Source organism: Streptomyces sp. NPDC046203, from assembly GCF_040646255.1.
GTDB lineage: Bacteria > Actinomycetota > Actinomycetes > Streptomycetales > Streptomycetaceae > Streptomyces.
This window is the reverse complement of the sequence record NZ_JBEYZX010000015.1, coordinates 1-24,208: the sequence shown is the minus strand read 5'-3', so window position 1 is coordinate 24,208 and position 24,208 is coordinate 1. Positions and strand designations below refer to the sequence as shown.

The 24,208-nt window shown below is 71.3% G+C and carries 21 protein-coding genes, 1 rRNA gene and 1 riboswitch; of the genes, 7 read left to right on the top strand and 15 right to left on the bottom strand.

The window, feature by feature from the left end:
• Positions 1 to 58 precede the first annotated feature (58 nt).
• Entirely contained in the window at positions 59 to 661 is a 603-nt protein-coding gene (locus ABZ990_RS14485) for a PadR family transcriptional regulator (protein ID WP_361230578.1), read from the bottom strand.
• 173 nt (positions 662 to 834) lie between these two features.
• Between ABZ990_RS14485 and ABZ990_RS14480 the strand changes: the two genes are divergently transcribed.
• The 4 genes from ABZ990_RS14480 to ABZ990_RS14465 all read left to right on the top strand — a co-directional run bounded on the left by ABZ990_RS14480 (position 835) and on the right by ABZ990_RS14465 (position 4,436).
• Positions 835 to 1,209: a DUF6193 family natural product biosynthesis protein gene (locus ABZ990_RS14480; protein ID WP_361230575.1), complete on the top strand. Its 375-nt coding sequence runs from the start codon at positions 835 to 837 to the stop codon at positions 1,207 to 1,209.
• Between the two features lie 140 nt (positions 1,210 to 1,349).
• Entirely contained in the window at positions 1,350 to 2,198 is an 849-nt protein-coding gene (locus ABZ990_RS14475; RefSeq protein WP_361230572.1) for a class I SAM-dependent methyltransferase, read from the top strand.
• 225 nt (positions 2,199 to 2,423) lie between these two features.
• Entirely contained in the window at positions 2,424 to 3,119 is a 696-nt protein-coding gene (locus ABZ990_RS14470) for an SMI1/KNR4 family protein (protein WP_361230569.1), read from the top strand.
• Between the two features lie 501 nt (positions 3,120 to 3,620).
• Entirely contained in the window at positions 3,621 to 4,436 is an 816-nt protein-coding gene (locus ABZ990_RS14465) for a PhzF family phenazine biosynthesis protein (protein ID WP_361230566.1), read from the top strand.
• Between the two features lie 139 nt (positions 4,437 to 4,575).
• Here ABZ990_RS14465 and ABZ990_RS14460 read toward each other — a convergent pair whose 3' ends face one another.
• Together ABZ990_RS14460 and ABZ990_RS14455 are read right to left on the bottom strand one after the other, a co-directional pair.
• Positions 4,576 to 5,529: a CPBP family intramembrane glutamic endopeptidase gene (locus ABZ990_RS14460; RefSeq protein ID WP_361230563.1), complete on the bottom strand. Its 954-nt coding sequence runs from the start codon at positions 5,527 to 5,529 to the stop codon at positions 4,576 to 4,578.
• A 46-nt stretch (positions 5,530 to 5,575) separates the two neighbouring features.
• Positions 5,576 to 7,093, bottom strand: a complete 1,518-nt coding sequence (locus tag ABZ990_RS14455) for a glutamate--cysteine ligase (RefSeq protein WP_361230560.1) — start codon at positions 7,091 to 7,093, stop codon at positions 5,576 to 5,578.
• Between the two features lie 593 nt (positions 7,094 to 7,686).
• On the opposite strand from ABZ990_RS14455, the gene ABZ990_RS14450 reads away from it, so the two are divergent.
• Positions 7,687 to 8,325, top strand: coding sequence for a hypothetical protein (locus tag ABZ990_RS14450; RefSeq protein ID WP_361230558.1), 639 nt, complete (start codon positions 7,687 to 7,689; stop codon positions 8,323 to 8,325).
• Between the two features lie 465 nt (positions 8,326 to 8,790).
• On the top strand, positions 8,791 to 8,997 hold the full coding sequence (locus ABZ990_RS14445; RefSeq protein WP_361230555.1) for a DUF5999 family protein: 207 nt from the start codon (positions 8,791 to 8,793) through the stop codon (positions 8,995 to 8,997).
• A 294-nt stretch (positions 8,998 to 9,291) separates the two neighbouring features.
• Here the strand turns inward: ABZ990_RS14445 and gcvP are convergent, their stop codons facing one another.
• Entirely contained in the window at positions 9,292 to 12,177 is a 2,886-nt protein-coding gene (gene gcvP, locus ABZ990_RS14440) for an aminomethyl-transferring glycine dehydrogenase (protein ID WP_361230552.1), read from the bottom strand.
• 178 nt (positions 12,178 to 12,355) lie between these two features.
• Positions 12,356 to 12,455: riboswitch (glycine riboswitch) on the bottom strand.
• 113 nt (positions 12,456 to 12,568) lie between these two features.
• Between gcvP and ABZ990_RS14435 the strand changes: the two genes are divergently transcribed.
• Positions 12,569 to 12,943 (top strand): PRC-barrel domain-containing protein, encoded by a 375-nt coding sequence (locus tag ABZ990_RS14435; RefSeq protein WP_361230549.1) that lies wholly within the window; start codon positions 12,569 to 12,571, stop codon positions 12,941 to 12,943.
• Positions 12,944 to 13,110: 167 nt separating this feature from the next.
• On the opposite strand, the gene ABZ990_RS14430 is transcribed toward ABZ990_RS14435, so the two are convergent.
• From ABZ990_RS14430 to rrf, 11 genes are all read right to left on the bottom strand, one after another.
• A complete protein-coding gene (locus ABZ990_RS14430) occupies positions 13,111 to 14,634 on the bottom strand; it encodes a DNA polymerase IV (protein ID WP_361230547.1) in 1,524 nt (507 codons plus the stop codon).
• Between the two features lie 146 nt (positions 14,635 to 14,780).
• Positions 14,781 to 15,404: a MerR family transcriptional regulator gene (locus tag ABZ990_RS14425; protein ID WP_361230544.1), complete on the bottom strand. Its 624-nt coding sequence runs from the start codon at positions 15,402 to 15,404 to the stop codon at positions 14,781 to 14,783.
• A gap of 379 nt (positions 15,405 to 15,783) precedes the next feature.
• On the bottom strand, positions 15,784 to 16,257 hold the full coding sequence (locus ABZ990_RS14420) for a bifunctional nuclease family protein (RefSeq protein WP_359885251.1): 474 nt from the start codon (positions 16,255 to 16,257) through the stop codon (positions 15,784 to 15,786).
• A 66-nt stretch (positions 16,258 to 16,323) separates the two neighbouring features.
• A complete protein-coding gene (locus tag ABZ990_RS14415; protein WP_361230541.1) occupies positions 16,324 to 17,064 on the bottom strand; it encodes a MerR family transcriptional regulator in 741 nt (246 codons plus the stop codon).
• A gap of 30 nt (positions 17,065 to 17,094) precedes the next feature.
• On the bottom strand, positions 17,095 to 17,916 hold the full coding sequence (locus ABZ990_RS14410; RefSeq protein WP_361230538.1) for an FHA domain-containing protein: 822 nt from the start codon (positions 17,914 to 17,916) through the stop codon (positions 17,095 to 17,097).
• A 190-nt stretch (positions 17,917 to 18,106) separates the two neighbouring features.
• Positions 18,107 to 18,955: a DUF881 domain-containing protein gene (locus tag ABZ990_RS14405; RefSeq protein ID WP_361230822.1), complete on the bottom strand. Its 849-nt coding sequence runs from the start codon at positions 18,953 to 18,955 to the stop codon at positions 18,107 to 18,109.
• Positions 18,956 to 19,221: 266 nt separating this feature from the next.
• Positions 19,222 to 19,554, bottom strand: a complete 333-nt coding sequence (locus ABZ990_RS14400; RefSeq protein WP_359885255.1) for a small basic family protein — start codon at positions 19,552 to 19,554, stop codon at positions 19,222 to 19,224.
• Complete coding sequence (locus ABZ990_RS14395) at positions 19,551 to 20,483, bottom strand: DUF881 domain-containing protein (protein ID WP_361230535.1); 933 nt, start codon at positions 20,481 to 20,483, stop codon at positions 19,551 to 19,553. The genes ABZ990_RS14400 and ABZ990_RS14395 overlap by 4 nt, the downstream gene beginning before the upstream one ends.
• A gap of 112 nt (positions 20,484 to 20,595) precedes the next feature.
• Complete coding sequence (locus ABZ990_RS14390) at positions 20,596 to 23,091, bottom strand: mannose-1-phosphate guanyltransferase (RefSeq protein ID WP_361230533.1); 2,496 nt, start codon at positions 23,089 to 23,091, stop codon at positions 20,596 to 20,598.
• Between the two features lie 117 nt (positions 23,092 to 23,208).
• Entirely contained in the window at positions 23,209 to 23,817 is a 609-nt protein-coding gene (locus tag ABZ990_RS14385; RefSeq protein WP_361230530.1) for a CDP-alcohol phosphatidyltransferase family protein, read from the bottom strand.
• A gap of 138 nt (positions 23,818 to 23,955) precedes the next feature.
• A 5S ribosomal RNA gene (gene rrf / locus ABZ990_RS14380) occupies positions 23,956 to 24,072 on the bottom strand.
• Positions 24,073 to 24,208 lie beyond the last annotated feature (136 nt).

Sequence of the window (24,208 nt, the reverse complement as noted above, 5' to 3'; positions counted from 1 at the left end):
AACTCCCGGGCCGCTCAGCCCTCCCGACCCTCCCCGACCCGCGGCCGGAGCCGGTCGGTCAGTCCTCGTCGGCCAGGATCAGATACATCTTCTTACGGGCCTCGTTGACGACATCGACGGCCTTCTGACGCTGCTCGGCGCTGCCGGTCTTCCAGACCTGACCGAACGCCTCCATCAGGCCGAACCCGGCCTGCCGGATCTCGTTCACGGCGTCCCAGTCGATACCGCGCCCGGCCTCCTCCCACGGGGCCTCCGGCCCCGCCTCGGCCTCGGCGCGCCCGGCGTCGGTGAGCGTGAACAGCTTCTTGCCGCCCTCGCTCTCGCTGGCGATCAGGCCCTCGTCCTCCAGCATCTGGAGGGTCGGGTAGACGGACCCGGGGCTGGGCTTCCAGGCCCCGGACGTACGCTCGCCGATCTCCTGGATCATCTCGTACCCGTGCATCGGGCGGTCCTTGAGCAGGGCCAGGATCGACGCGCGCACATCACCGCGCCGCGCCCGCCCGCGCCCACCGCCACGCCCCCGGCCACCGAAGCCGCCTCCACCCCAGGGTCCGCCCCCGAATCCGGGCCCGAACGGCCCGAAGGCCCGCCGCCCCTCACCCTCGCCCCGGGGTCCGGGGCCGCAGTTCCCGTGCCCGTACTCGTGTCCGTAGCTGCGCATCGCGGTGCTCCTTCCATCGAGTTCCATCGCTGTACTGTCGCGATGCTTCAACGATATATCGGAACCTGTCGCCCGACAAGGCCCGTATGTCTGCCCCGCCGGCCTGCCCCATCGGGGTTCGGCCGTCGGCGGAGCGGGTTGTCCTGGTCGGCCGGGGGCGTCATGATCGCGGGATGACCGAGGAGACGGTTGTCGAGACGACCTGGCGGCTGATGCGGGAAGGGCACCCCGGGGTGCGGCGGGGGGACCCCGCCGTCGTCGCGGCCGCCCACGCCGAACCGCGGTTGCGGGCCCTGTTTCCCTTCCCGAGCCATGGGGCGCTCACCTTCCACCGGAACACAGAGTTCCCGTGGAGCAACGACCTGCCGTTCATCGTGGGCGACGCGCACTCGTGCGTCGTGTACGCGCCGCTGGGCAGGCGCCGGCGCGTCCTGGGCGAGTCGCTCACACCACGCGAGGCGGCCGCGCTGGTGGTGGCGCATCTGCCTCCTGACTGCGGTCCGGCCTTCGAAGGGCCGTGGCCCCCGCCGATGAGCTCCGTCGACTGAACCGACCGCGGAGCCGCCGCGCCGGACGAACTCCGCCGAGACCGATCAGACTTCACCAAGGCCGGTCGCCGGCCGGCTGATGCGGGGACCCGGCTGCACGCGGCAGCCCCGCTCTGGCATCGCCCCTCTAGGCTTGCGCGATGACTGATGAGCGGGAGTGGGAGCAGCCGTCGGGAGTGTGGGCCACGGCGGTGGGGGTGGCCCGGGTGCGGGCGCTGGAGACCGAGCGGGAGGACGCCCTGTTCCGCGACCCGCTGGCGCGGGCCTTCGCCGCCGCCGGCGGGCTGTGGCCCTCCTCGCCGCCGCCCGATGACGAGGCCGCACGCCGTCGCCGGTCGGCCGTGTCGTTCTCCGTCGTCGTCAGGACGAGATTCCTCGACGACCTGTTGCGGCAGGCCTCCGCGTCCGGGGTCCGGCAGGTCGTGCTGCTCGGCGCCGGTATGGACAGCCGGGCCTTCCGGATGGACTGGCCCGAGGGCACCCGGCTGTTCGAGGTCGACACCGCCGCGCCGCTGGACTTCAAGGCTTCGGTACTGCGCCGGGAGCGGGCCGTCGCGCGCTGCGAGCGGATCACCGTCGCGGTGGATCTACGGGAGGACTGGCCGGGCGCGCTGGCCGCCGCAGGGCACGACCCGGCGATGCCGACCGTGTGGATCGCCGAAGGACTGCTGATCTACCTGCCCGGGGACGCGGTGGAACTCCTGCTGGCCCGGATCGGCGCGCGGTCGGCGGCGGGCAGCCGGATGGGGCTGACGCTGGGCTCGCGCGGTGTGATCGAGCGTTTCGGCGCGGGCGCCGAGCCGGGATCGGCGGCGTCCCTGTGGGTCTCCGAGATGCCCGACGACCCGGTGGGCTGGCTGGCCGGGCACGGCTGGGAGGCCGAGAGCCACACCCTGCGCGAGCGCGCCGCCGCCTACGGCCGCCCATTCGGCACCCCGCCCCAGCGCGAGGAGCGGCCCGGCGGACTGATCTCGGCGGTCCGCCAGTAGGCGCCGCCGGGCGCGCGGAGTGCCGCCGGGCTCGCGGAGTTCAGCAACGACTCGGGCAAGTCGCGCGGGCGGGCAAGCGGGCGGGCCAGGACCGAAGCCGGTCTACGACGCACTGTCCGGGGCCGACGGAGAGACTGATCCGGTCGGCGCCGATGCCGCCCGGACTCCCGTGGCCTCCGGGGAATCCCCTGGCCGCCGGGCCAGGGGGCTCATTACCGTACGCCCATGAGCGAGAACACCTGGGCGGGGATCCGGGAGCGGGTGCTCCGGCTCGCCGGACAGCCCGGAGCGGGCAAGGTCTTCGGGGCGCGGGGACACGGCTTCCACCTTGGTCCGGTCATGAGCGAGGAGGAAGTCCGGGGGCTGGAGACGGATCTGGGCGCGGGACTGCCGGCGGAGTACCGGAGCTTTCTGTTCCAGGTCGGAAGCGGCGGAGCCGGCCCCGACTACGGTCTGATGACGCCGGCTCCCGGCGTCGACGGGTGGCGGTGGCACGGTGCCAAGCTCGCCTACCCCGCGCGGTCGACCGCCGCGAAGTTCGCCGGGCGGCCCTTCGTGGCCCCGGATCTCCAGCCCGAACTCGACGCGCTGGACGCGGAAGAGCCCGATCGGAACGCCTTCGCGGACGACGAATCGTTCAGCCGCGTGTACGCGCCCTGGGAAGCGCGGTACGACGAGCTGTACGACGCCCAGGAGGCGGGCGCCGTGTTCCTCGGCGACCAGGGATGCGGCTACGCCTCCCTGCTGGTGATGACGGGACCTCACCAGGGCGCCGTCTGGGAGGATCTGCGGCCGATGGACGAGGGGATCAAGCCGACCGGGTACGGCTTCGCCCGCTGGTACCGGAACTGGCTGGAGCGCACCGAGCAGCAGCTCGGCCTCACCCCACCCATGCCGGCCCCCGCAGAAGAGGCGCCTTGACCGGGCCGGTGGCGCCAACGCCTTCGCAGCCACAGCCGGATACGGCCGTATGAGGTCCCGTACAGCCCCTCACCTGGGCGTATCCAAGCCCGCCTCCCGACGACACCCTGTCGAAGACGGCCACTAGCCTGATACGCCATGGACGCCCACGACCTCGACCGCCAGGCCCGGACGCAGTCCGGCCTCATTCCTCCGCCCCTCGCCTCCCGTCTGCTCGACTCGGCCGCGTACGGGAAGCCGTAGCCCTCTTCCAGCAGGCCGCACCCGAGCCGGAATCCCTCGCCTGGACCGGCGCACTCTTCACCTGACCGCCCTCCCCCGCCGACCGGCCCCGCTGGCGACCACTGCGGTGCGCCCTCACCACCAGTCATACCTTCATAAAAGGGTGAATATCAGGAGATTCCCCCGACAACCCCTGCCCTGTCCACACTCCACCGACAAGGCCAGTCCTCTCCGATTGGCCTTGGCACCCGGCTCCAGTGGCCCTATACCGTCCGGCTCATGCGTATCCGAATCGTCGACGCCTTCACCGACCGGCCCTTCTCCGGCAACCCGGCCGGAGTCCTGATCCTCGACTCCGATTCCTTCCCCGACGACTCCTGGCTCCAGCGGGTGGCCGCCGAAGTCAACCTCTCCGAGACCGCATTCGCCCACCCGCTGCCCCCGGGCGGCGAGGCCGACTGGGCGCTGCGCTGGTTCACCCCCGCCACCGAGGTCGACATGTGCGGGCACGCCACCCTGGCCACCGCGCACGTCCTGCACCGCACCGGCGCCACGACCGGCACCGTCCGCTTCACCGCGCGCTGCGGCGTCCTGAGCGTCACGCCCGAGCCGGACGGCTCCCTCACCATGGACTTCCCGACCTCCTCGCTCACCCCGGTGCCCGCGCCGGACGGCCTCGCGGCGGCGCTCGGCGCCGAGCCGCTCGCCGTCCACGACACCGCCGCGCACATCGGCGATCTGGTCGTGGAACTCGCGGACGAGGCCACCGTCCGCGGTCTCGCCCCGGACTTCACGGCGATCGCCTCGCTCTCCAAGCGCGGCGTCATCGCCACCGCCGTCGCCGACCGTCCTGAGGGCGACTACCAGTTCGTCTCCCGCGGCTTCTTCCCCGGCGTCGGCATCGACGAGGACCCCGTCACGGGCAGCGCCCACACGGCGCTCGCCCCCTACTGGTCCGCCCGCTTCGGCCGCGAGGAGCTCACCGGTTTCCAGGGCGGCGCGCGCACCGGTCTGGTCCGTGTCCGGCTGCGCGGCGACCGTACGCTGCTGACCGGTCACGCCGTCACAGTCATCGACGGCGAACTGCACGCCTGAGACCCGAACAGACCCGAGCACGCCCGACCAGCCGGCCAACCACCCACCCGGCCGACCCCAGGCACGCCCCGGAGCAACACGCCGAAGGGGCGTACGGCAGCCATGCCGTACGCCCCTCCGGTCCGTGCCGCCCGCCCACTCACACCGTGGGCAGCCAGCCCACCTTCCCGGCGAGCAGTCCGTAGCCGACGAAGGCCACGATGTCGAGCAGCGCGTGCGCGACGACCAGCGGGCCGACCCGGCCCCAGCGCCGGTACAGCCAGACGAAGACCACGCCCATGACCATGTTGCCGATGAAGCCGCCGATGCCCTGGTAGAGGTGGTACGAACCGCGCAGCACCGCGCTCGCCGCGAGCGAGGAACGGGCGCTCCAGCCCAACTGGTCGAGCCTGCGCAGCAGATAGCCGACGACGATCACCTCCTCCAGTACGGAGTTCTGGATCGCCGACAGGATGAGCACCGGGTACTTCCACCACACGTCCGGCAGCGACTCCGGCACCACGGTGAGGTTGAATCCGGACGCCCGCGCCACCAGGTAGAAAACCAGCCCCGCGCTGCCGATGCCGGCCGCGACCAGCGCACCGCGGCCGAGGTCCGGCCACGGCCGGGTGCGGTCGAAACCGAGCACCCGCAGCCCGCGCGCACCCGGCGCCGACCCGGCCGCGGACCCGGCCGTCCCGACCGCCGCCCAAGCCCCAGCCCCAGCCCCAGCCCCAGCCCCCGACCCGACCGCCGACCCGGCTTCCGCCCCACCCCGCGACAGCGACCCCGGCAGCATCCGCGCCCACCCGCCCTCGCGCAGCAGCAGGTGCGCGACCAGGGCGACCGGCACGAGCGCGGTGGCGATGCCGAACAGCTGCCACGCGAGGTCGAGCCACGGCCGCCCCGGTGCGTACGAGCCGTTGAGGGTGGCCGCCTGCTGCTTGAGAGCGGCCGGCCGGGTCAGCGCCCCGATGAAACTGATGAGCGCCGACACCCCGCTCGCGCCGAGGGAGAGCGCGAGCACCAACAGGGTCTCGTCGCGCAGGATCCGGCGCGGCGCCGGACCTCCTCCGGCCGGCGGGGCAGCGTCCACCACGTGTTGCTCCGACACCACACCGCTCTCCCGTTCCCTCGCGTACTGGGTACGGGCACCCTACCTACGCGCTCCGCGCACCGCCGTCGAGCCCCACGGGCCAGGTGTGCACGGGCTCGCCGGTCAGCATCAGCGCGCGGTAGCGCCGGGTCGTCGCGGCCAGCGCGGCCGGCCGGTCGAGACCGGAGGCGAGGGCCCGGTGGAAGGTGTCGGCCTGCCAGGAGGCACCGTTCACCCGCCGCCGGCAGCGCTCCTCGATGATGCCGAGGTAGAAGTCCCGTTCGCGCGGCTCGACATGCCAGGCGTCGAGTCCTGCTGCGGCCATCGGCAGCAGTTCGTCGCGTACGAGCCGTACGGCCGGCACGGTGGCCGTTCCGCCGGAGCGGCCGGGACGCGGCCAGCGCAGCTCCGCCTCGATGCCGTGGCGGCAGGCGGTGTCGAAGTTGTGCTCGGCGTCCGCGAAGGTCATCCGCTTCCACACCGGCCGCGACTCGTCGGCGAGCGTGCGCACCAGGCCGTAGTAGAAGGCGGCGTTGGCGATGACGTCGGTGACGGTCGGGCCGGCCGGCAGCACCCGGTTCTCCACCCGCAGGTGCGGGACGCCGTCGACCCAGCCGTACACGGGCCGGTTCCAGCGGTAGACGGTGCCGTTGTGCAGGACGAGTTCGCCCAGCTTGGGCACCGTGCCCGCGTCGAGGGCCTCCAGCGGGTCCTCGTCGTCGCACAGCGGCAGCAGTGCCGGGAAGTAGCGCAGATTCTCCTCGAAAAGGTCGTACGCCGACTCCACCCAGCGTTCCCCGAACCAGGTGCGCGGCCGGACGCCCTGCGCCTGGAGTTCGGGCGGGCGGGTGTCGGTGGCCTGCTGGAAGAGCGGCGGGCGGGACTCGCGCCACAGCTCCCGGCCGAAGAGGAACGGCGCGTTGGCGCCGAGGGCGATCTGAACGCCGGCGATCGCCTGCGCCGCGTTCCAGACGGACGCGAACCGGGCGGGTGTGACCTGGAGATGCAGCTGCACCGACGTGCACGCCGCCTCGGGGGTGATCGAGGCGGACTGGCACAGCAACCGTTCGACGCCGTGGATGTCGAGGGTGATGTCCTCGCCGCGGGCCGTGAGGATCTGGTCGTTGAGGAGCGCGTAGCGGTCCGCGACCGTCAGGTTGGACAGGACCGTGTCGTCCTGGGTGAGCGTCGGCAGGATGCCGATCATCACCACCCCCGCGCCGACACTCCGTGCCTTGCGGTCCGCGTACCCGAGTCCGGTCCGCAGTTCCTCCGCGAGCCGGTCGAATACATGGCCGTCGAGCCGGTGCGGAGCGATGTTCACTTCCAGATTGAACTGCCCGAGTTCGCTCTGGAAATCGGGACTGGAGATCGCGTCGAGCACCGGAACGTTCAGCATCCGGGGCAGTCCGTCGTCACCCGCCAGATTCAGTTCGATCTCCAGGCCCAGGAGATTACGCGCGCGGTCGAACCGCTTCTCCGCGAGCAGCCGCGCCAGCGCGGCAAGGCATTGCTGAAGCTTTCCGCGATACCTCTGCCGGTCGGACAGGCCGAACAGCTCGGCCACGACCTTCTCACCCATCGAAGCCCTCCCCGTGTGGGCAGCCGCTACGACGGCCGCGAGAGTCACGGACGATGATGCCCCGCCCGCTGATCGACAACGCCTGCGAAGCGACAGTGTGAGCGAATACTCTGTACCAGAATTCTCCGGGGGCAGTCCCCAGGGGCAAGCGGCAATGGACATATACCGGGGACACTTTTCCGGAGATCGGGTCGGCGAGGAGATCGTCGCGAGATCCACCGGCCGGTGATCGGCACCGGAAGGATTCGGCCGACCTGCCTTGGCGGAGAAAGTGCAGGACGGCGTTCCGCCGGACGCATGTGTTCCATGCGATCGCCATGGACATGTGACCGGATGACGCCTTGTCAGGAATTTCGGCGGCGTCCGCCGGAAACCCCGCGCAGACGCCTGTCGTATAAACTCCACTCACGGGGCACGGAGTGCCATCGCACGGCCACCCCTTCGTGGCCCGCCTCTCCGGCCCCGTCGCCGACAGCGCTGTCGCACCCGCCACGCTTCACCGTTTCACCGCGTCCTCGTGTCTCTGTGTCCTCGTGTCTCCGTGCCTGACTCCGTGCCTGACTCCGTGTCTCCTGAGTGAGAGGCGACCCACCATGCTCCGTCTCTGTCCGGCTCCCGCACCGGCTCTCCGCTGCGTCCTGACGGCCCTCGGCTCCCCGGCGGCGGTCCGCGAGCCACGCACCCCGGCCCTGCGGGCCGTCCAGGGACCGCTGAGTGCCGAACTTCCCCTGCCCTTCCACCTGCTCGGCGGGTCCCACGGCGCGGGGGCGGCCGGAGGGACCGGGACGGCCTCGGGGCCGGCCGGACGGACGACCGGAGCACCGCCCCGCACCCGGCTGGCGGGCTGGCGTTTCCTGATCCGCTGCGGGGAGCGGTCGATCGCGGCGGCGGACACCACGCTCACGCCGGACGGCTGGTCCTTCTCCCACTTCTTCGAGGGGCCCTACGTCCCGGCCACCGAGCGAGCGCTGGCCCAGGCCGACGCGCTCGGCACGCCGTACCAGCCGAGGCTGCTCGGCGTCCCGGGCCTGTACATGCTGGCCCTGTGGCTGCACACCGACGTCGAGTCCGACGGCACCGGCACCGCGCCCGGGCCGGCCGATCTCCTCGTGCCGCTGTCCCCCGCCCCTCCCGGGTTCGCCGCGCACCACCTCTACCGGGCCGCCGATCTGCTGCCCGTGATCGGGCTGCGGCTCCCGCCGCCGCCCCTGCTCGACTCCGCCACGGCCTGACGACGGGGTACGTACGGCCATGCGCGGCCGCCCGGGAAGCAAACCCACAGCCACCCGCGACCGCGCACACCGCTCACGCCTCGCCAAACGCGCCGCACACGCCCCGCACACCGCTCACGCCCCGCACGCCACCGTCACAGCGACACTGCGACACGGCGACACGGCGACACGGCGACACGGTGCCGGGTCCCGCCCCGGCACCCTGGGCGCACTGCTGTCCGACGCCTCTCCCGATCGGACTAGCCCGCCTGGACCACTGTGAACCCCCCGAAGAGGCGGTGCAGTTGAAGCGAACCGCCCCTGCGGGTGACGCGTCATCAAGGAAGAGGACGAGGTGCCGCGAAATACCTGCGGAACGTCGTTCGTGAGGCAAGACTGGGACCGGAACCCAACCGACCTACGGGGGCGGCCATGCCAGCAAAGCGCCGCAGGACATCCACCACGACACAGCGAGAGACTCCGCCCATGTGCCAGCACAAGCCTGCTTGTCCCACCGCCGACTCCGCCGACCGGGAGGCCGCTCTTCTCGTGGCCCATCACCCGGAACAGGGCTGGAGCCTGCTGTGCAACGGTGTCCTGCTCTTCGAGGACACCGGCGAGCTGCTGCCGAACGGGCAGATCATCGCCCCGCACCGCCCGCCGACGGCCGCCGCCGTGACGGCGGCCGCCTGACCGGGGCTCGACCGGGGCTCGCGGAACGAGCCGAGGGCCGGCCCGGAGATCTCTCCGGGCCGGCCCTCTTGTGTACGCCTCGGGTGTCCCGCACCCGCCTGAACCCCGGCCGAGGTACACGCGCATGCACCCCGGCGAGAGGCCGGACCACCGACAACCGGCGGACCACCGGCGGACCACCGACGACCGGCCGCCGAGGCGGCCGGCCCCAGACGTCGGTCGCCGTAGCGGACGCCGGCTGTCGCAGCAGACGCCGACTGTCACAGCGGACGCCGGCTGTCGCCGTAGCGGACGTCAGTTGTCGTACGCGTCCAGCGGCGGGCAGGAACAGACCAGGTTGCGGTCGCCGAAGGCACCGTCGATCCGGCGCACCGGCGGCCAGTACTTGTCCGCCGTCGAGACGCCGGCCGGGAAGACCGCCTCCTCGCGCGTGTACGCGTGGTTCCACTCGCCGCCCAGCGCGGCCGCGGTGTGCGGGGCGTTGCGCAGCGGGTTGTCGTCGGCCGGCCAGACGCCCGAGCCGACCTTCTCGATCTCGGCACGGATCGCGATCATGGTGTCGCAGAACCGGTCCAGCTCGGTCAGGTCCTCGGACTCGGTGGGCTCGATCATCAGCGTGCCGGCGACCGGGAACGACATGGTCGGCGCGTGGAAGCCGTAGTCGATCAGACGCTTGGCGATGTCGTCGACGCTGACCCCGGTCTCCTTCGACAGCGGGCGCAGGTCGACGATGCACTCGTGGGCGACCAGACCGGCCGGGCCGGTGTAGAGCACCGGGAAGTGCGGCTCCAGGCGCTTGGCGATGTAGTTCGCCGCGAGGACGGCGACCTGGGTGGCGCGCTTGAGGCCCTCGCCGCCCATCAGCCGGACGTACGACCACGAGATCGGCAGGATGCCGGCCGAGCCCCACGGAGCGGCCGAGATCGGGCCGACGCCGGTCTCCGGGCCCGCGGTGGCCTGGAGCGGGTGGTTGGGCAGGTACGGGGCGAGGTGCGCGCGCACGCCGACCGGGCCGACGCCCGGGCCGCCGCCGCCGTGCGGGATGCAGAAGGTCTTGTGCAGGTTGAGGTGCGAGACGTCGCCGCCGAAGTGGCCCGGCTTGGCGAGGCCGACCAGGGCGTTGAGGTTGGCGCCGTCGACGTACACCTGACCGCCGGCGTCGTGCACCATGCCGCAGATCTCGGAGACGTGCTCCTCGAACACACCGTGGGTGGACGGGTAGGTGATCATCAGCACGGCGAGCTCGTCGCGGTGCTTCTCGATCTTGGCGCGCAGGTCCTCGACGTCGACCTCGCCGTCGTCGGCGGTCTTGACGACGACGACCTTCATGCCGGCCATCGCGGCGGAGGCCGCGTTCGTGCCGTGCGCGGAGGACGGGATGAGGCAGACCGTGCGCTCGGTGTCGCCGTTGGCGCGGTGGTAGGCGCGGACGGCCAGCAGACCGGCCAGCTCGCCCTGGGAGCCGGCGTTCGGCTGGATCGACACCTTGTCGTAGCCGGTGACCTCGGCCAGGCGCTCCTCCAGCTCGGTGATGAGCGTGACGTAGCCCTGGGCCTGCTCGATCGGCACGAAGGGGTGGATCTGGCCGAACTCGGGCCAGGTCACCGGCTCCATCTCGGTGGTCGCGTTCAGCTTCATGGTGCAGGAGCCGAGCGGGATCATGCCGCGGTCGAGCGCGTAGTCGCGGTCGGAGAGCTTGCGCAGGTAGCGCAGCATCGCGGTCTCGGAGCGGTGCGCGTGGAAGACCGGGTGGATCAGGTACGCGTCGGTGCGCAGCGCGTCGGCCGGGAGCGCGTCCTCGGTGGCCGCGTCCAGGGCCTCGATGTCGCCCGTGACGCCGAAGGCGGCCCAGACGGCGGCGAGGTGCTCGCGCGTGGTCGTCTCGTCGCAGGAGACGGAGACGTGGTCGGCGTCGACGCGGTACAGGTTGACCCCGCCGGCAAGGGCGGCGGCGACGATCTCGTCGGCGCGACCGGGCACCTTGGCGGTGAGGGTGTCGAAGAAGGCGCCCTGGGCCAGCTGGACACCGCCGTCGCGCAGACCGGCGGCGAGGATCGCGGCGTAGCGGTGGGTCCGCTCGGCGATCTGCCGCAGGCCGTCGGGGCCGTGGTAGACGGCGTACATGCCGGCCATGACGGCGAGCAGCACCTGCGCGGTGCAGATGTTGCTGGTGGCCTTCTCGCGGCGGATGTGCTGCTCGCGGGTCTGCAGCGCCAGGCGGTACGCCTTGTTGCCGTCGGCGTCGACGGAGACGCCGACGAGGCGGCCGGGCAGCGAGCGGGCGTGCTTCTCCTGGACGGCCATGTAACCGGCGTGCGGACCGCCGAAGCCCATCGGGACGCCGAAGCGCTGGGTGGTGCCGACGGCGATGTCGGCGCCGAGGGAGCCCGGCGAGGCCAGCAGGGTGAGCGCGAGCAGGTCGGCGGCGACGGTGACGATCGCGCCGAGCTCGTGGGCCTGGTCGACGACCGGCTTGATGTCGCGGATGGCACCGGAGGCGCCCGGGTACTGCAGGAGCACGCCGAAGACACCGCGCTCGGCGATCTCGGCCGGGATGCCGGCGGACAGGTCGGCGACGACGACCTCGACCCCGGTGGGCTCGGCGCGGGTCTCGATGACGGCGATGGTCTGCGGCAGGGCGTCGGCGTCGACCAGGTAGACGCCGTTCTTGACCTTGCCGACACGGCGGGACAGCGCCATGGCCTCGGCGGCGGCGGTGCCCTCGTCGAGCAGCGAGGCGCCGGAGGTGGGCAGCCCGGTCAGGTCGGCGACCATCGTCTGGAAGTTGAGCAGCGCCTCCAGGCGACCCTGCGAGATCTCCGGCTGGTACGGCGTGTAGGCGGTGTACCAGGCCGGGTTCTCCATCACGTTGCGGAGGATCACCGGCGGGGTGAAGGTGCCGTAGTAGCCGAGGCCGATCATCGGGGCGAGGACCTGGTTGCGGCCGGCGAGGACGCGCAGCTCGGCCAGTACCTCGGCCTCGGTGCGGGCGGCCGGGAGGGCCAGCGCCTCGGCGTTCTTGATCACGTCAGGCACGGCGGCGGCCGTAAGCTCGTCGAGCGATCCGTAACCGACCTGGGCGAGCATCTTGGCCCGCGCCTCGGTGTCGGGTCCGATGTGCCGCTGCTCGAACGGAATACCCTGCTCGAGTTCGGAGAGCGAAGTGCGGTTGGCGGTCATGTACGGGGGCCTCCTGGTCGTCACGACCTGCGAGGGGCACCGCGGCGCGGTTGCCCGGACGACCTCCCCCTCTGTCATCTCGACCTGAGAGCTTCACCGGCACGCCTCGCGGCGGGCCGGCTTTCACCGTCGGTGAGGACGGATGCCGTACGACGTCCGCCCTGCTTTCCAGAGTGACCTCGTCCGCGCGGTACGGGGGCCTGAGAGATTCCGGGGAGGATTTGCTCCTTCGGCGCCTCCGAAAACGTTCTTCCGGAGGACTCTCCCGCGCGGGGTCGACAGCCATAACCAGCCTACCAGCGAGGATGCTTCCCCCATCGCTCAAGTGGCCGACATCGCGGATGTGCCTTTTCGTAGTGGTGCAGAGCAGTCGCGACCCGCTGGAGGGACCGTGCAGACCGACATCGATCCGCGCAGCCTGATCGGCCGCAAGGCGTTCGACCGGAACGGGCACAAGATCGGCACTGTGGACGAGGTGTACCTGGACGACGCGACGGGAGTCCCCGAATGGGCCGCCGTACGCACCGGACTGTTCAGCCGGGACGCCTTCGTCCCGCTGGAGCCCAGCGAGCTGGTGGCGGACGGCCTCCACATCCCCTACGAGCGCACCCTGATCAAGGACGCCCCGGACTTCGGGGTCGGCCGGCACCTCTCCCCGGAACAGGAGCTTCAGCTCTACCGCCACTACAACCTGACCCTGCCGCCCGCGCCCCCGGCCGTGGTGGAACACGACTTCGGCCGCCTGGCGGGCCAGGAGGAGGGGTGAGCGGGCCGGGAGGCGGCATGCGGGCGCCGGACACCCGTTCGGTCCAGAGTCCGTCACCTGGTGTGCCAAGTCGGGAGACTTCCGTCAGGTAGGACGTTCGGAACAGGCGGACCCGGCATGCTTCCGGGAAGGTTCGAACGCCGTCCCTAAGGGGCCGAACACCGTCCCTAGGAGGACGCGCCCGTCGCGCCGCCCGGGACCAGCGGCAGTGGATCGGCGGGTTCCAGCTCCGGGTCGTCGACGGCGAAGGTGCGCACCCGGCCCGGCGCGGAGCCCGGCTCCTCGAAACGGACGGTGACCCGCCCGACGCCGCTGCCCTGTACCCAGCCGGGCCCGTACGCGGCGTGCCGGACGTCGTTGCCGGGCGCCCAGCGCCGCTCGGCGGGCCGGGGGGCGGCCTCGGGCAGCGCGGCGGCCGGCTCCTCGGACGGCCGCGCACCCGCGTCCGCCTCCGCCGGTGTCTCCGTCCCGGGCTCGGTCCCCGCCCCGACCCCAGCCCCGGCCCGCGCTCCGGCGTGCGCCGCCTCCGCCTGTGCCTCCGCCTGTGCCTCCGCCCGCGCCTCCGCCCGGGCTCCGGCCGGCACTCCCGCCAAGGCTCCGGCCTGCGCCTCCGCCCGCGCCTCTGCCTGCGCGAACAGGTCCTCCTGCGTGTAGTCCGCGAGCCCGCTCACCCCGACCCCCAGCAGCCGTACGCCGCCGGTGGTGTCCACCAGGTCGAGCAGCCGCGCCGCCGCCTCCCGCACCACCACCGGGTCGTCCGTGGGCCCGCGCAGCGTCTCGGAGCGGGTCAGCGTCGAGAAGTCGTACCGCCGCACCTTCAGGACGATCGTCCGCCCGGAGTGCCCCGACCCCCGCAGCCGCCCCACACACCGCTCGGCCAGCCGCTCCACCTCGAGCCGGATCCGCAGCCGGTCGTGCAGGTCCACGTCGAAGGTGTCCTCCACCGACACCGACTTGGCGTCGCGCTCGGCCACCACGGGCCGGTCGTCGCGCCCGAGGGCCATCGCGTACAGCGAGGTCCCGTGCGCCCGTCCCAGGAGCCGCACCAGCTCGTCCTGCCCCGCCTCCACCACCTCGTCGACGGTGACGATCCCGGCCCGCCGCAGGTGCTCGCCGGTGGCCGGGCCGACCCCGGGGATGATCCGCACCGACCGCGGCCCGATCAGCTCGCGTTCCGTGCCCGGCTCGATCAGCAGCAGGCCGTCCGGCTTGGCCTCCTCGGAGGCGATCTTCGCGAGCATCTTGGACCCGGCCAGACCGACCGAGCCGCTGAGCCCGGTCGTCGCCAGGATGTCCCGCCGCAGCCGCTCCCCCGCCGCCCGCGCGCCCGCGCTGTCGTCGGCCACGCCCCCGGCCTCCAGATCGACGAAGGCCTCGTCCAGGCTCAGCGGTTCCACGAGCGGGGAGAGCCGCCCGAGCAGCTCCATGACCTGCCCGCTGATCGCCCGGTAGAAGGTGAAGCGGGGCACCAGGTACGCGGCGTTCGGCGCGAGCCGCCGGGCCTGCCCCATGGGCATCGCCGAGTGGATGCCGAAGCGCCGTGCCTCGTACGAGGCGGTGGCGACCACTCCGCGCGGCCCGAGCCCGCCCACGACCACGGGTTTCCCGCGCAGGCTGGGCTTCGACGCCTGCTCGGCGGCGGCGAAGAAGGCATCCATGTCGAGATGCAGGATCGTGGGCGCGGCTCTCACGGTTCCGATGCTGCCCTACGCCACTGACAATCGACTCGCACACCCGTTCACCCGCCCCGTGTGGACGCGGTATGCCGGGGTACGCCGGATACGCGGCACACCGGGCACGAGGCGAGGCACGCGACGGGGAGACGGGGCCGGACGGGTCAGACGGCCTTGTCGCGGCGCCGGCGCGCCAGCTCGTCGGCGGGATTGTGCCCGACCAGCGTCTCGCCGGTGTCGACCCGCTCGCCGTGCAGCTGCGCGAGCGCCGCCTCGACGTCCCGCCACACCACGCCCACCGCGATACCGAAGACGCCCTGGCCGCCCTGGAGCAGGTCGACGACCTCGTCCGGGGAGGAGCACTCGTAGACGGTCGCGCCGTCGCTCATCAGCGTCATCCGCTCCAGATCGCAAAAACCGCGGTCCCGCAGGTGCCGCACTGCCGCCCGGATGTTCTGGAGCGCGACCCCGGTGTCCAGGAAACGCTTGACGATCTTGAGGACGACGACGTCCCGGAAGCTGTAGAGCCGCTGTGTGCCGGATCCGTACGCGGGCCGCACGCTCGGCTCGACGAGCCCGGTGCGCGCCCAGTAGTCCAGCTGCCGATAGGTGATCCCGGCCGCCGCGCAGGCCGTGGGGCCGCGATAGCCGACCGCGTCGGAGTCGACCGTCGTGCGCGTGCCCGGGTCGGTTCCGAGGCCGCCCACCCTGCTGTGAAGCGGATACGGCCCCGGCTCCCCGAGCGCACGCCCCCGGAAGCCCTCTGCCGTACCGTCGCCGCTGCTCATCACGCCGACCCTCCGTCCTTGACCTGCCCACACGAAGGTAGGCAGTCACTCGGGGTGCGTCAACGATCGCCACACTCGGCACGCCGAGTGATAATCACCCTGAGAGTGGTTTTGCGTACCGCTCCGCGGGGAAAGGCTACTCGAATGCCCTCGGGCCGCCTCCGTCGGCGGCGCCGGCGACCCTGGCGAGCGGCTCCCGTGACCCCGGCGGCATCACCGCCAAGCCCACCGTCCGGAGCCCGTCCGCAGCCCGTCCGGAGCCCACGCTCGAAGCCCCGGCGTACGGGGAGAGGGGCGGGCTCCCGGGTCCGGGCCCCTGGGGACGGGGCCGGCTCTCAGCGGTCCCCTCCGTCCCGCCTGGGCAGGTCCGGCGGGACGCCTACTGGTTGCCGCTCCCGAAGTCCTCCGGCGAGATCTGGTCGAGGAACTCGCGGAACTTCTCCACCTCGTCCTCCTGCTCGTCCGGAATCGCGATCCCCGCGTCGTCCAGCACACCGTCGCTGCCGTAGATCGGCGTGCCGGTGCGCAGCGCCAGCGCTATCGCGTCGGAAGGCCGGGCGCTGACCTCCACACCGCTGGCGAAGACCAGCTCGGCGTAGAAGACCCCGTCCCGCAGATCCGTGATGCGGACTTCGGTGAGCTCCTGCCCCACGGCCTCCAGCACATCCTTGAAAAGGTCGTGCGTCAGCGGCCTGGCCGGGGCCATGCCCTGCTGAGCGAAGGCGATCGCGGTCGCCTCGCCCGGTCCGATCCAGATGGGGAGGTACCGGTCGCCTCCCACTTCACGCAGGAGCACGATCGGCTGGTTGGAGGGCATTTCCACCCGGACACCCACAACGTCGAGCTCGTTCACACAGCAACCCTAGGCCGTGCCCGACCGGTTTGGGTAGTCGGGACGAATCCGGGGCCGCCGCGGGGGTCACTGTGGCCGAATACCGAGTGCGGTCTGGACCAGCGCGGCGTGCAGCCGGACCGAGAGTCCGGCGAGTTCCTTGGCCGTGGCCTCGGCGTGGGCCCGGGTCTGGGGGTTGCGGTGCCGCCGCAACGGCGCCACCATCTGCTCGATCAGCCCGGCCTCGCGGTCGGCGCCGGCCTTCACGGCCCGCAGATGGCGCGGTTCCAGGCCGAATCGTCCCAGATCCGCGAGGAGTTTGGCGACGGTGACGGTCTCGGCGTCGTATCCGCCGCCCGCGGCCTGGGCGATCAGGCCGTACGACTCCCACGCGGCGAGTTCCGGCTCCGTCACCTCGGCGGCGGCGAGCAGCTCGATCCGGCCCAGTCGCGCCGCGGTCGGGCGCTCACCGTCCGGCTCCCCGGGTCCGTCGAGCGGATCCTGCGGCTGGCCCGGCGCGGGCAGGACGACCTGTTCACCCCGGGCCAGGGCGTCGAGATGCTCGCGGATCACCCTCAGCGGGAGATAGTGGTCCCGCTGCATCCGCAGGATCTGGGCGAGCCGCTCCACGTCCTGCGCACTGAACTTGCGGTAGCCGGAGGCCGTCCGCCGGGGCTCCACGAGCCCCTCGGCCTCCAGGAACCGGATCTTGGAAACGGTCACTTCGGGAAACTCGTCGCGCAGCCTCGCCAGCACCGTGCCGATGCTGACGAGACCGTCGCCTGCGGCGGTGCCGAAGCCGGCACCGCCCGACGCTGTACGCACCATGGACCTTCCCTGAAGGTTCTCCGGGGCGTGTCACACGCCCCGCTGGCTCGCGAAGAACACGAGCCGGTACTTGCCGATCTGCACCTCGTCCCCGTTGGAGAGCACGACCGAGTCGATCGGCTCACGGTTGACGTAGGTGCCGTTGAGACTGCCGACATCGCTCACCTTGAACGTGCCGTCAGGCTGACGCCGGAACTCCACGTGCCGACGCGACACCGTCACGTCGTCGAGGAAGATGTCGCTCTGCGGGTGGCGGCCGGCCGTGGTCAGCTCGCCGTCCAGCAGGAAGCGGCTGCCCGAGTTCGGGCCGCGGCGCACGATGAGCAGCGCCGCACCGGTGGGCAGTGCCTCGACGGCCGCCAGGGCCTCCGGCGACAGCGCCGGAATCTGGCCGGTCACCTCGGAGTCGTACGCCTCGAGACCCGAGATGGAGATCGTCGAGGTCGTCTCGGACGCGCGCTCCGCGACCGCTCCGGCCCGCAGCGGCGCACCGCAGTGGGAACAGAAGCGGCTGTCCACCGTATTGCGGTGGCCGCACCTCGTACACACCGGCATGGAGGCGTCCTCCGGCCGCGGCTGACCCGCGGAGGTCTGGGTCGCGTACGGGTCGGCGGTGGACTGTCCACCCGTACCCGAGGCTGATGCTTCCCCGAAACCTATGCGCGCGGCACCGGCAGGGTCAACAGAAGACGCGCCCTGAGTGCCCGAAATGTCGCCACCGGCGACCTCGTCACGGAAGAGGGGGCGCTCCGCACCCTGTTCCTCGTTCTGGGCGTGTCGCGACGCGCGGTGCCTGGCGTTGCCGCCGTCCTCGCGTCCGCTCTTGCCGAACAACTTCGCAAACAACTTCACGGGCGATTCCCCTTGACCGAAACAGACCCGCCCGTGGGGCAGGACGAACCCTGACTCAACACACCTGCCGACCCGGACATCTGGACAACGTCCGTATCCACTCGACAGTTTCCATCACGCACCACCAGTGTGGTGCGGCGACCCCCCGCAAGGCCGTGACCTTGCCGTGCCACCGTCATCACCCCCCGCCTCACTGCGAGGACGACTGAGCGTAGTCAGGCCGCTTCGCAGGTCGCAAGGCGTCGACGACGATCTTCTCGGAACGCTCCACCGTGGCCGTGGCCTGCTCCTTCTCCAGTGTCTGGACAATGCCGCCGGGGATGTTGAGCGCGGGCTCGAGATCCTCCGGCTTGCCGATGACCTTGAAGACGTACGGAGCGGCCGTCGCCGTTCCATCGATCCGCATATCGCGTCCGCTGCCCGAGAAATAGCTGTCGGCCACCACACGCACCTCGTTGACCTGGATCGCTTCCGCGCCGGCCGCCCGCAGCTCCTGGATCGCGTCGAGCAGCATGTCCGACTCCACGGCTCCGGAGGCGTCCGAGATCGTCAGCGTGATCCCGGGCCCCTCGGCGGCGACTGTACCCGCCAGGATGCCGAGCTGACGCTCCTTCTCCCGGGTCTGCTTGCGCGCCTCTTCGGCCTGGTCCGAACTGGACTCCAGCTCGGAGCGCTGCTTCTCCAGGCGGGTCTTCTCGTCCTCCAGGCGCTGGGTGCGGTCGTCGAGCTCGTCGAGGATCCGCACCAGGTCCTCCTGGCGGGCGCCGCGCAGCGCGCTGTTGTCGCTGGTCGACCTGACCTGGATGGCGAGGCCGAGACCGAGCACGAACAGCAGCAGCGCGACGACGAGTTGGGCCCGGGTGACCCGCGGCGGCCAGAGCGCGGCCACCAGCCGCTGCCGGCCGGTCACGCCCGGGTCGGGCAGGGGCGGCGGCGGGACCCGCGGGGACGCTTGCGGGGGCTGCGGCTCGGGCAGCGGCTGGGCCCGTCGCACCAGATGGGGCGAGGTGCTCCTCGGTGCCGGGCTCTCCTTGGGCAGCGGGGCCGGCTCGGGCGCCCCCGATCCGTCGGTGGCGCCGTCGCGCGGGCCGCCGTCGGCACTCCCGCCCTGACCTGCGGCCTCCTCACCGCTCACACGGCTCCGGCCGCCCTCGCCGCTCTCCCCGCTCTCGCGGGGCTTGCCGGCGGCCTCGGACGGGTCGCCCGGCTCGACGGGCGACGCGTCGGCCATGCCGGGCTCACTCGCCTTGCCGACCTCGTCGGACTCCTTGGCCTTCTCGGGCCCGTTGGACTCGCTCATCGCCGTCACGCCCTGAAGACGTGGCGCCGGATGGCGGCCGCGTTGGAGAAGATCCGGATGCCGAGCACGACCACCACACCGGTGGACAGCTGCGCGCCCACGCCCAGCTTGTCGCCGAGGAAGACGATCAGCGCCGCCACCACCACGTTCGACAGGAACGACACCACGAAGACCTTGTCGACGAAGATCCCGTCGAGCATGGCCCGCAGACCACCGAAGACCGCGTCGAGGGCGGCGACCACGGCGATCGGAAGATAGGGCTCGACCACCGCCGGAATCTCGGGCCGGACCAACAGTCCGACCACGACTCCCACGATCAGGCCCAGTACGGCGATCAAGATGTGCCCTTCCCTGTGTCGGCCGCGGCCCGCCCGGTGGCCTTGGCCGCCCCGGTGCCCCTCGGCTCTGCTGTACGTACGATCAGGCTCGGCGCGGCCGGCAGGCGCACGTCGCCCTCCGCCGAGATGCTGGTACGGATCCCGAAGTTCTCCCGCAGCGCGTGCAGGTACTGCCCGTCGGCGCTGTCCTGGAACGCCGTGCTCAGCCGTTTCCCGTCGCCCACGGCGAGCACGGTGTACGGCGGCACCAGCGGTTTGTTGTCGACCAGTATGGCGTCGCCCGCGGCCCGGATCGCGGACAGGGCGGTCAGCCGCTGTCCGTTGATCGCCACGGCTTCGGCGCCCGACTCCCACAGGCCGTTGACGATCCGTTGCATGTCGCGGTCGCGCACCCGCCCGGTGTCCGAGAAGCCGGCGCTCTCCCGGGGACCGCCGCCGCCTCCGGTGGCGGCCTCCTTGGCGTCGTCCACGACGAGTTTCAGACCGGGTCCCCGCACGGGCGTCGCGCCGGACAGCAGTGCCACCAGTTCCGCCTGGTCACCGCCGTGCCGGCTCAGCGCCTTGCGCTGCCGGGCGCCGACCTCGGTCCGCAGGCCCTCGACGTCCTGCTCCAGCTCGTCGGCCGCCGAGGTCTCGGACTCGATCCGGTCGATCAGATCCTGGCGTTCCTTGGCGACGACGGGTGCGGACACCCGGGCCTCGGCGGCGCCGAGCGTCACCACCGCCGCCGCGAGGACCAGGCCGGCCGCGAGGCCCAGCTTGGCCTTGATGGTGCGGGGCACTCCCCCGCCCTCGGCGGCGCGCCGGGCGGACGCCTCGGCGTAGCCGTCGTCCAGGGCGTGGTCGATCACATTGTTCAGCAGCGACATGGAAGCGTCCGGACGCGGCGGTGAGGTACCTGTGCTCCGAACGGGGGGCTGCTGCGACATGCCGCACATCGTCGCACGTCGTCGGCCGTACCGCCGAATGGCCCCACCCGGCGAGCCGGGAGACGGCGGCGCCCGTCTCCCGGCCGCGCGGCCCCGAGCGGGCCGCGATTCCTCAGTGACCTGCGCTCTCGACCACGGCCGACCACTCGTCGAGGAGCGTCTGGGCCGAGGCGTCGTCGGGTCCTTCGGCCCACAGATGAGTGACGGCCTCCGCCGGGTCGGGCAGCACCATCACCCACCGTCCGTCGGCTTCGACGACCCGTACGCCGTCGGTGGTGTCGACGCTGCGGTCCCCGGCCGCCTCCACCACCCGGCGCATCACGAGCCCCTTGACCGCCCAGGGTGTCGGGATGTCCCGCTTGAGGACATGGGCCCGCGGGATCCGGGCGTCGATCCGGCTCAGGGTGAGCTGAGTCCGCGCCACCAGACCGATCAGCCGGACGAAGGCCGCGGCTCCGTCGAAGACGCTGCTGAACTCGGGCACGATGAATCCACCGCGGCCGTCGCCGCCGAAGATCGTGGACTCCTCACGGCCGACCCGGGTCAGATCGTCGGGCGAGGTCGTCGTCCACTCCACCTGGGTGCCGTGGTACGCCGCGACCTGTTCGGCGATCCGGGTCGTCGTCACCGGCAGCGCGACCCGGCCGGACCGCCGCTCGGCCGCCACCAGGTCCAGCATGACCAGCAGCGCCCGGTCGTCCTCGATGATCCGGCCCCGCTCGTCGACGAGCGAGAGCCGCTCGCCCACGGGGTCGAAACGCACCCCGAAGGCGGCCCGCGCCGACGCCACGATCTCGCCGAGCCGGACGAGCCCGGCCCGCCGGCTCTCGGCGGACTCGGTCGGCCGGGACTCGTCGAGCCCCGGGTTGATCGTCAGCGAGTCGACCTGGAGCCGCCCGAGCAGACTGGGCAGAACGAGTCCGGCACTGCCGTTGGAGGCGTCCACCACGACCTTGAGGCCCGCCTCGGCGACCCCCGTGGTGTCCACGTTCCGCAGCAGCGAGCCGGTGTACGAGTCGAAGACGCTGGCCGGGAAGGACAGGTCGCCGATCTCGCCGGGGAACGCCCGCCGGTACTCCTGACGGGCGAAGACCCGGTCCAGTTTGCGCTGCCCGGCCTGCGACAGATCGGCACCGCGCCCGTCGAAGAACATGATGTCGACGGAGTCGGGCACCCCGGGCGAGGTCCTGATCATGATCCCGCCGGCACTGCCGCGGGCCGTCTGCTGACGGGCCACCGGCAGGGGTACGTTCTCCAGGTCGCGTACGTCGATGGCGCTGGCCTGCAGCGCCGAGATCACCGCGCGTTTGAGCGCCCGGGCACCCCGGGAGTGATCGCGCGCGGTGGTGACGGTCGAGCCCTTCTTCAGGGTCGTGGCATACGCGCCGGCCAGCCGGACGGCCAGCTCGGGGGTGATCTCCACATTGATGACGCCGGACACGCCACGGGCCCCGAACAGATGGGCCTGGCCCCGGGACTCCCAGATGACGGACGTGTTGACGAAGGCGCCGGCCTCGATCGTCTTAAACGGGTAGACCCGCACATTGCCCTGCACGATCGATTCTTCACCGACGAGGCACTCGTCCCCGATCACCGCGCCGTCCTCGATCCGGGCGGCCCGCATCACATCGGTGTTCTTGCCGATGACACAGCCGCGCAGATTGCACTGCTGCCCGATGTAGACGTTGTCGTGGACGACGGCCTTGTGCAGGAAGGCGCCCGTCTTGACGACGACGTTGGAGCCGATGACGGTGTGCTCCCGGATCTCGGCGCCGGCCTCCACCTTGGCGTAGTCGCCGACGTAGAGCGGTCCGCGCAGGACGGCGTCGGGGTGGACGTCGGCTCCTTCGGCGACCCAGACGCCCGGGGAGATCTCGAAGCCGTCGACGTCGACCTGCACCTTGCCCTCGAGGACGTCGGCCTGTGCCTTGACGTAGCTCTCGTGCGTGCCGACGTCCTCCCAGTAGCCCTCGGCGACATAGCCGTAGATCGGCTTGCCGTCCTTCATCAGCTTGGGGAAGACATCACCCGACCAGTCCACGGAGACGTCCGCCTCGACGTAGTCGAAGACCTCGGGCTCCATGACGTAGATACCCGTGTTCACGGTGTCGGAGAAGACCTGTCCCCAGGTCGGTTTCTCCAGGAACCGTTCGACCCGGCCCTGCTCGTCGACGATGGTGATGCCGAATTCCAGCGGGTTGGGGACCCGGGTGAGGCAGACGGTGACGAGAGCGCCCTTCTCCTTGTGGAAGGCGATCAGGTCGGAGAGGTCGAAGTCGGTGAGCGCGTCGCCGGAGATCACGAGGAACGCGTCGTCCCTCAGTGCTTCCTCGGCGTTCTTCACGCTGCCCGCGGTGCCGAGCGGCTTCTCCTCGTTCGCGTAGGTGAGCTCCATGCCGAGCTCTTCGCCGTCACCGAAGTAGTTGCGGACGAGCGAGGCGAGGAACTGCACGGTGACGACGGTCTCGGTGAGCCCGTGTCTTTTGAGCAGTCGCAGGACATGCTCCATGATCGGCCGGTTGACCACCGGCAGGAGAGGCTTGGGCATGCTCGAGGTCATGGGGCGAAGGCGGGTACCTTCGCCACCGGCCATCACGACGGCCTTCATGTCGGAAGCGTCCTCCTTGAAGAGACGACGGTCCTGCCGACTTCACCTGTCCACTCGATGGCCCTCGGGCGTCCTCGATCCTGCCGGCGCCATTGCTCGGCACAAGGACGGACGGGCTCAATCGGCCGCGGTATCCGCCTTCACGAGTCGACGGACCTGGATCACGTAGAGGATCCCTGCCCACCAATACAGACTTGTACCCCATCCGGCGAAAGCCCACCCGAAAACTTCGGCGAGTGACGCGAGCCACCCGTTTCCGTCACTGAGCAGGAGCAGCGGGAAGGCGTACATCAAGTTGAAAGTCGCAGCTTTCCCGAGGAAGTTCACCTGCGGCGGCGGATAGCCGTGCCGGCGGAGGATTCCCACCGCGACCAGCAGCATCAGCTCGCGGGCCAGCAGCACGGTGGTCAGCCAGAGCGGAAGGATCTCCCGCCAGGTGAGGCCGACGAGCGTGGAGAGGATGTACAGCCGGTCGGCGGCCGGGTCGAGCAGCCGGCCGAGGCTGCTGATCTGGTTCCAGCGCCGGGCGAGCTTCCCGTCCAGGTAGTCGCTGACTCCGCTGAACGCGAGCACGAGCAGTGCCCAGCCATCGCTCTTGGGTCCGCCGAACTCGGGGCGGAGGATCAACCACAGGAACACGGGCACGCCGACGAGGCGAGCCATGCTGAGGATATTGGGGATGGTGAGCACCCGGTTTGTCTGAACCCGAGTCTCCTGGACCTCCACCCGGGGGCCTCCTGTGGGAATGAGCTGCTGATGATGGCCCCATGACCTTACCCTCAGCCACGACGGCCGGGTGCACAGGGGTCGGTTGAACGCAGAAAAGCCCCGCACCATAAGGTGCGGGGCTTCCCCACAAAGATTGTTCGGCGGCGTCCTACTCTCCCACAGGGTCCCCCCTGCAGTACCATCGGCGCTGAAAGGCTTAGCTTCCGGGTTCGGAATGTAACCGGGCGTTTCCCTAACGCTATGACCACCGAAACACTATGAAGTTGAACTCAACCGGCAAAGGGAGTTCGTTACTTCAGAACTAACACAGTGGACGCGAGCAACTGAGGACAAGCCCTCGGCCTATTAGTACCGGTCAGCTCCACCCATTACTGGGCTTCCACATCCG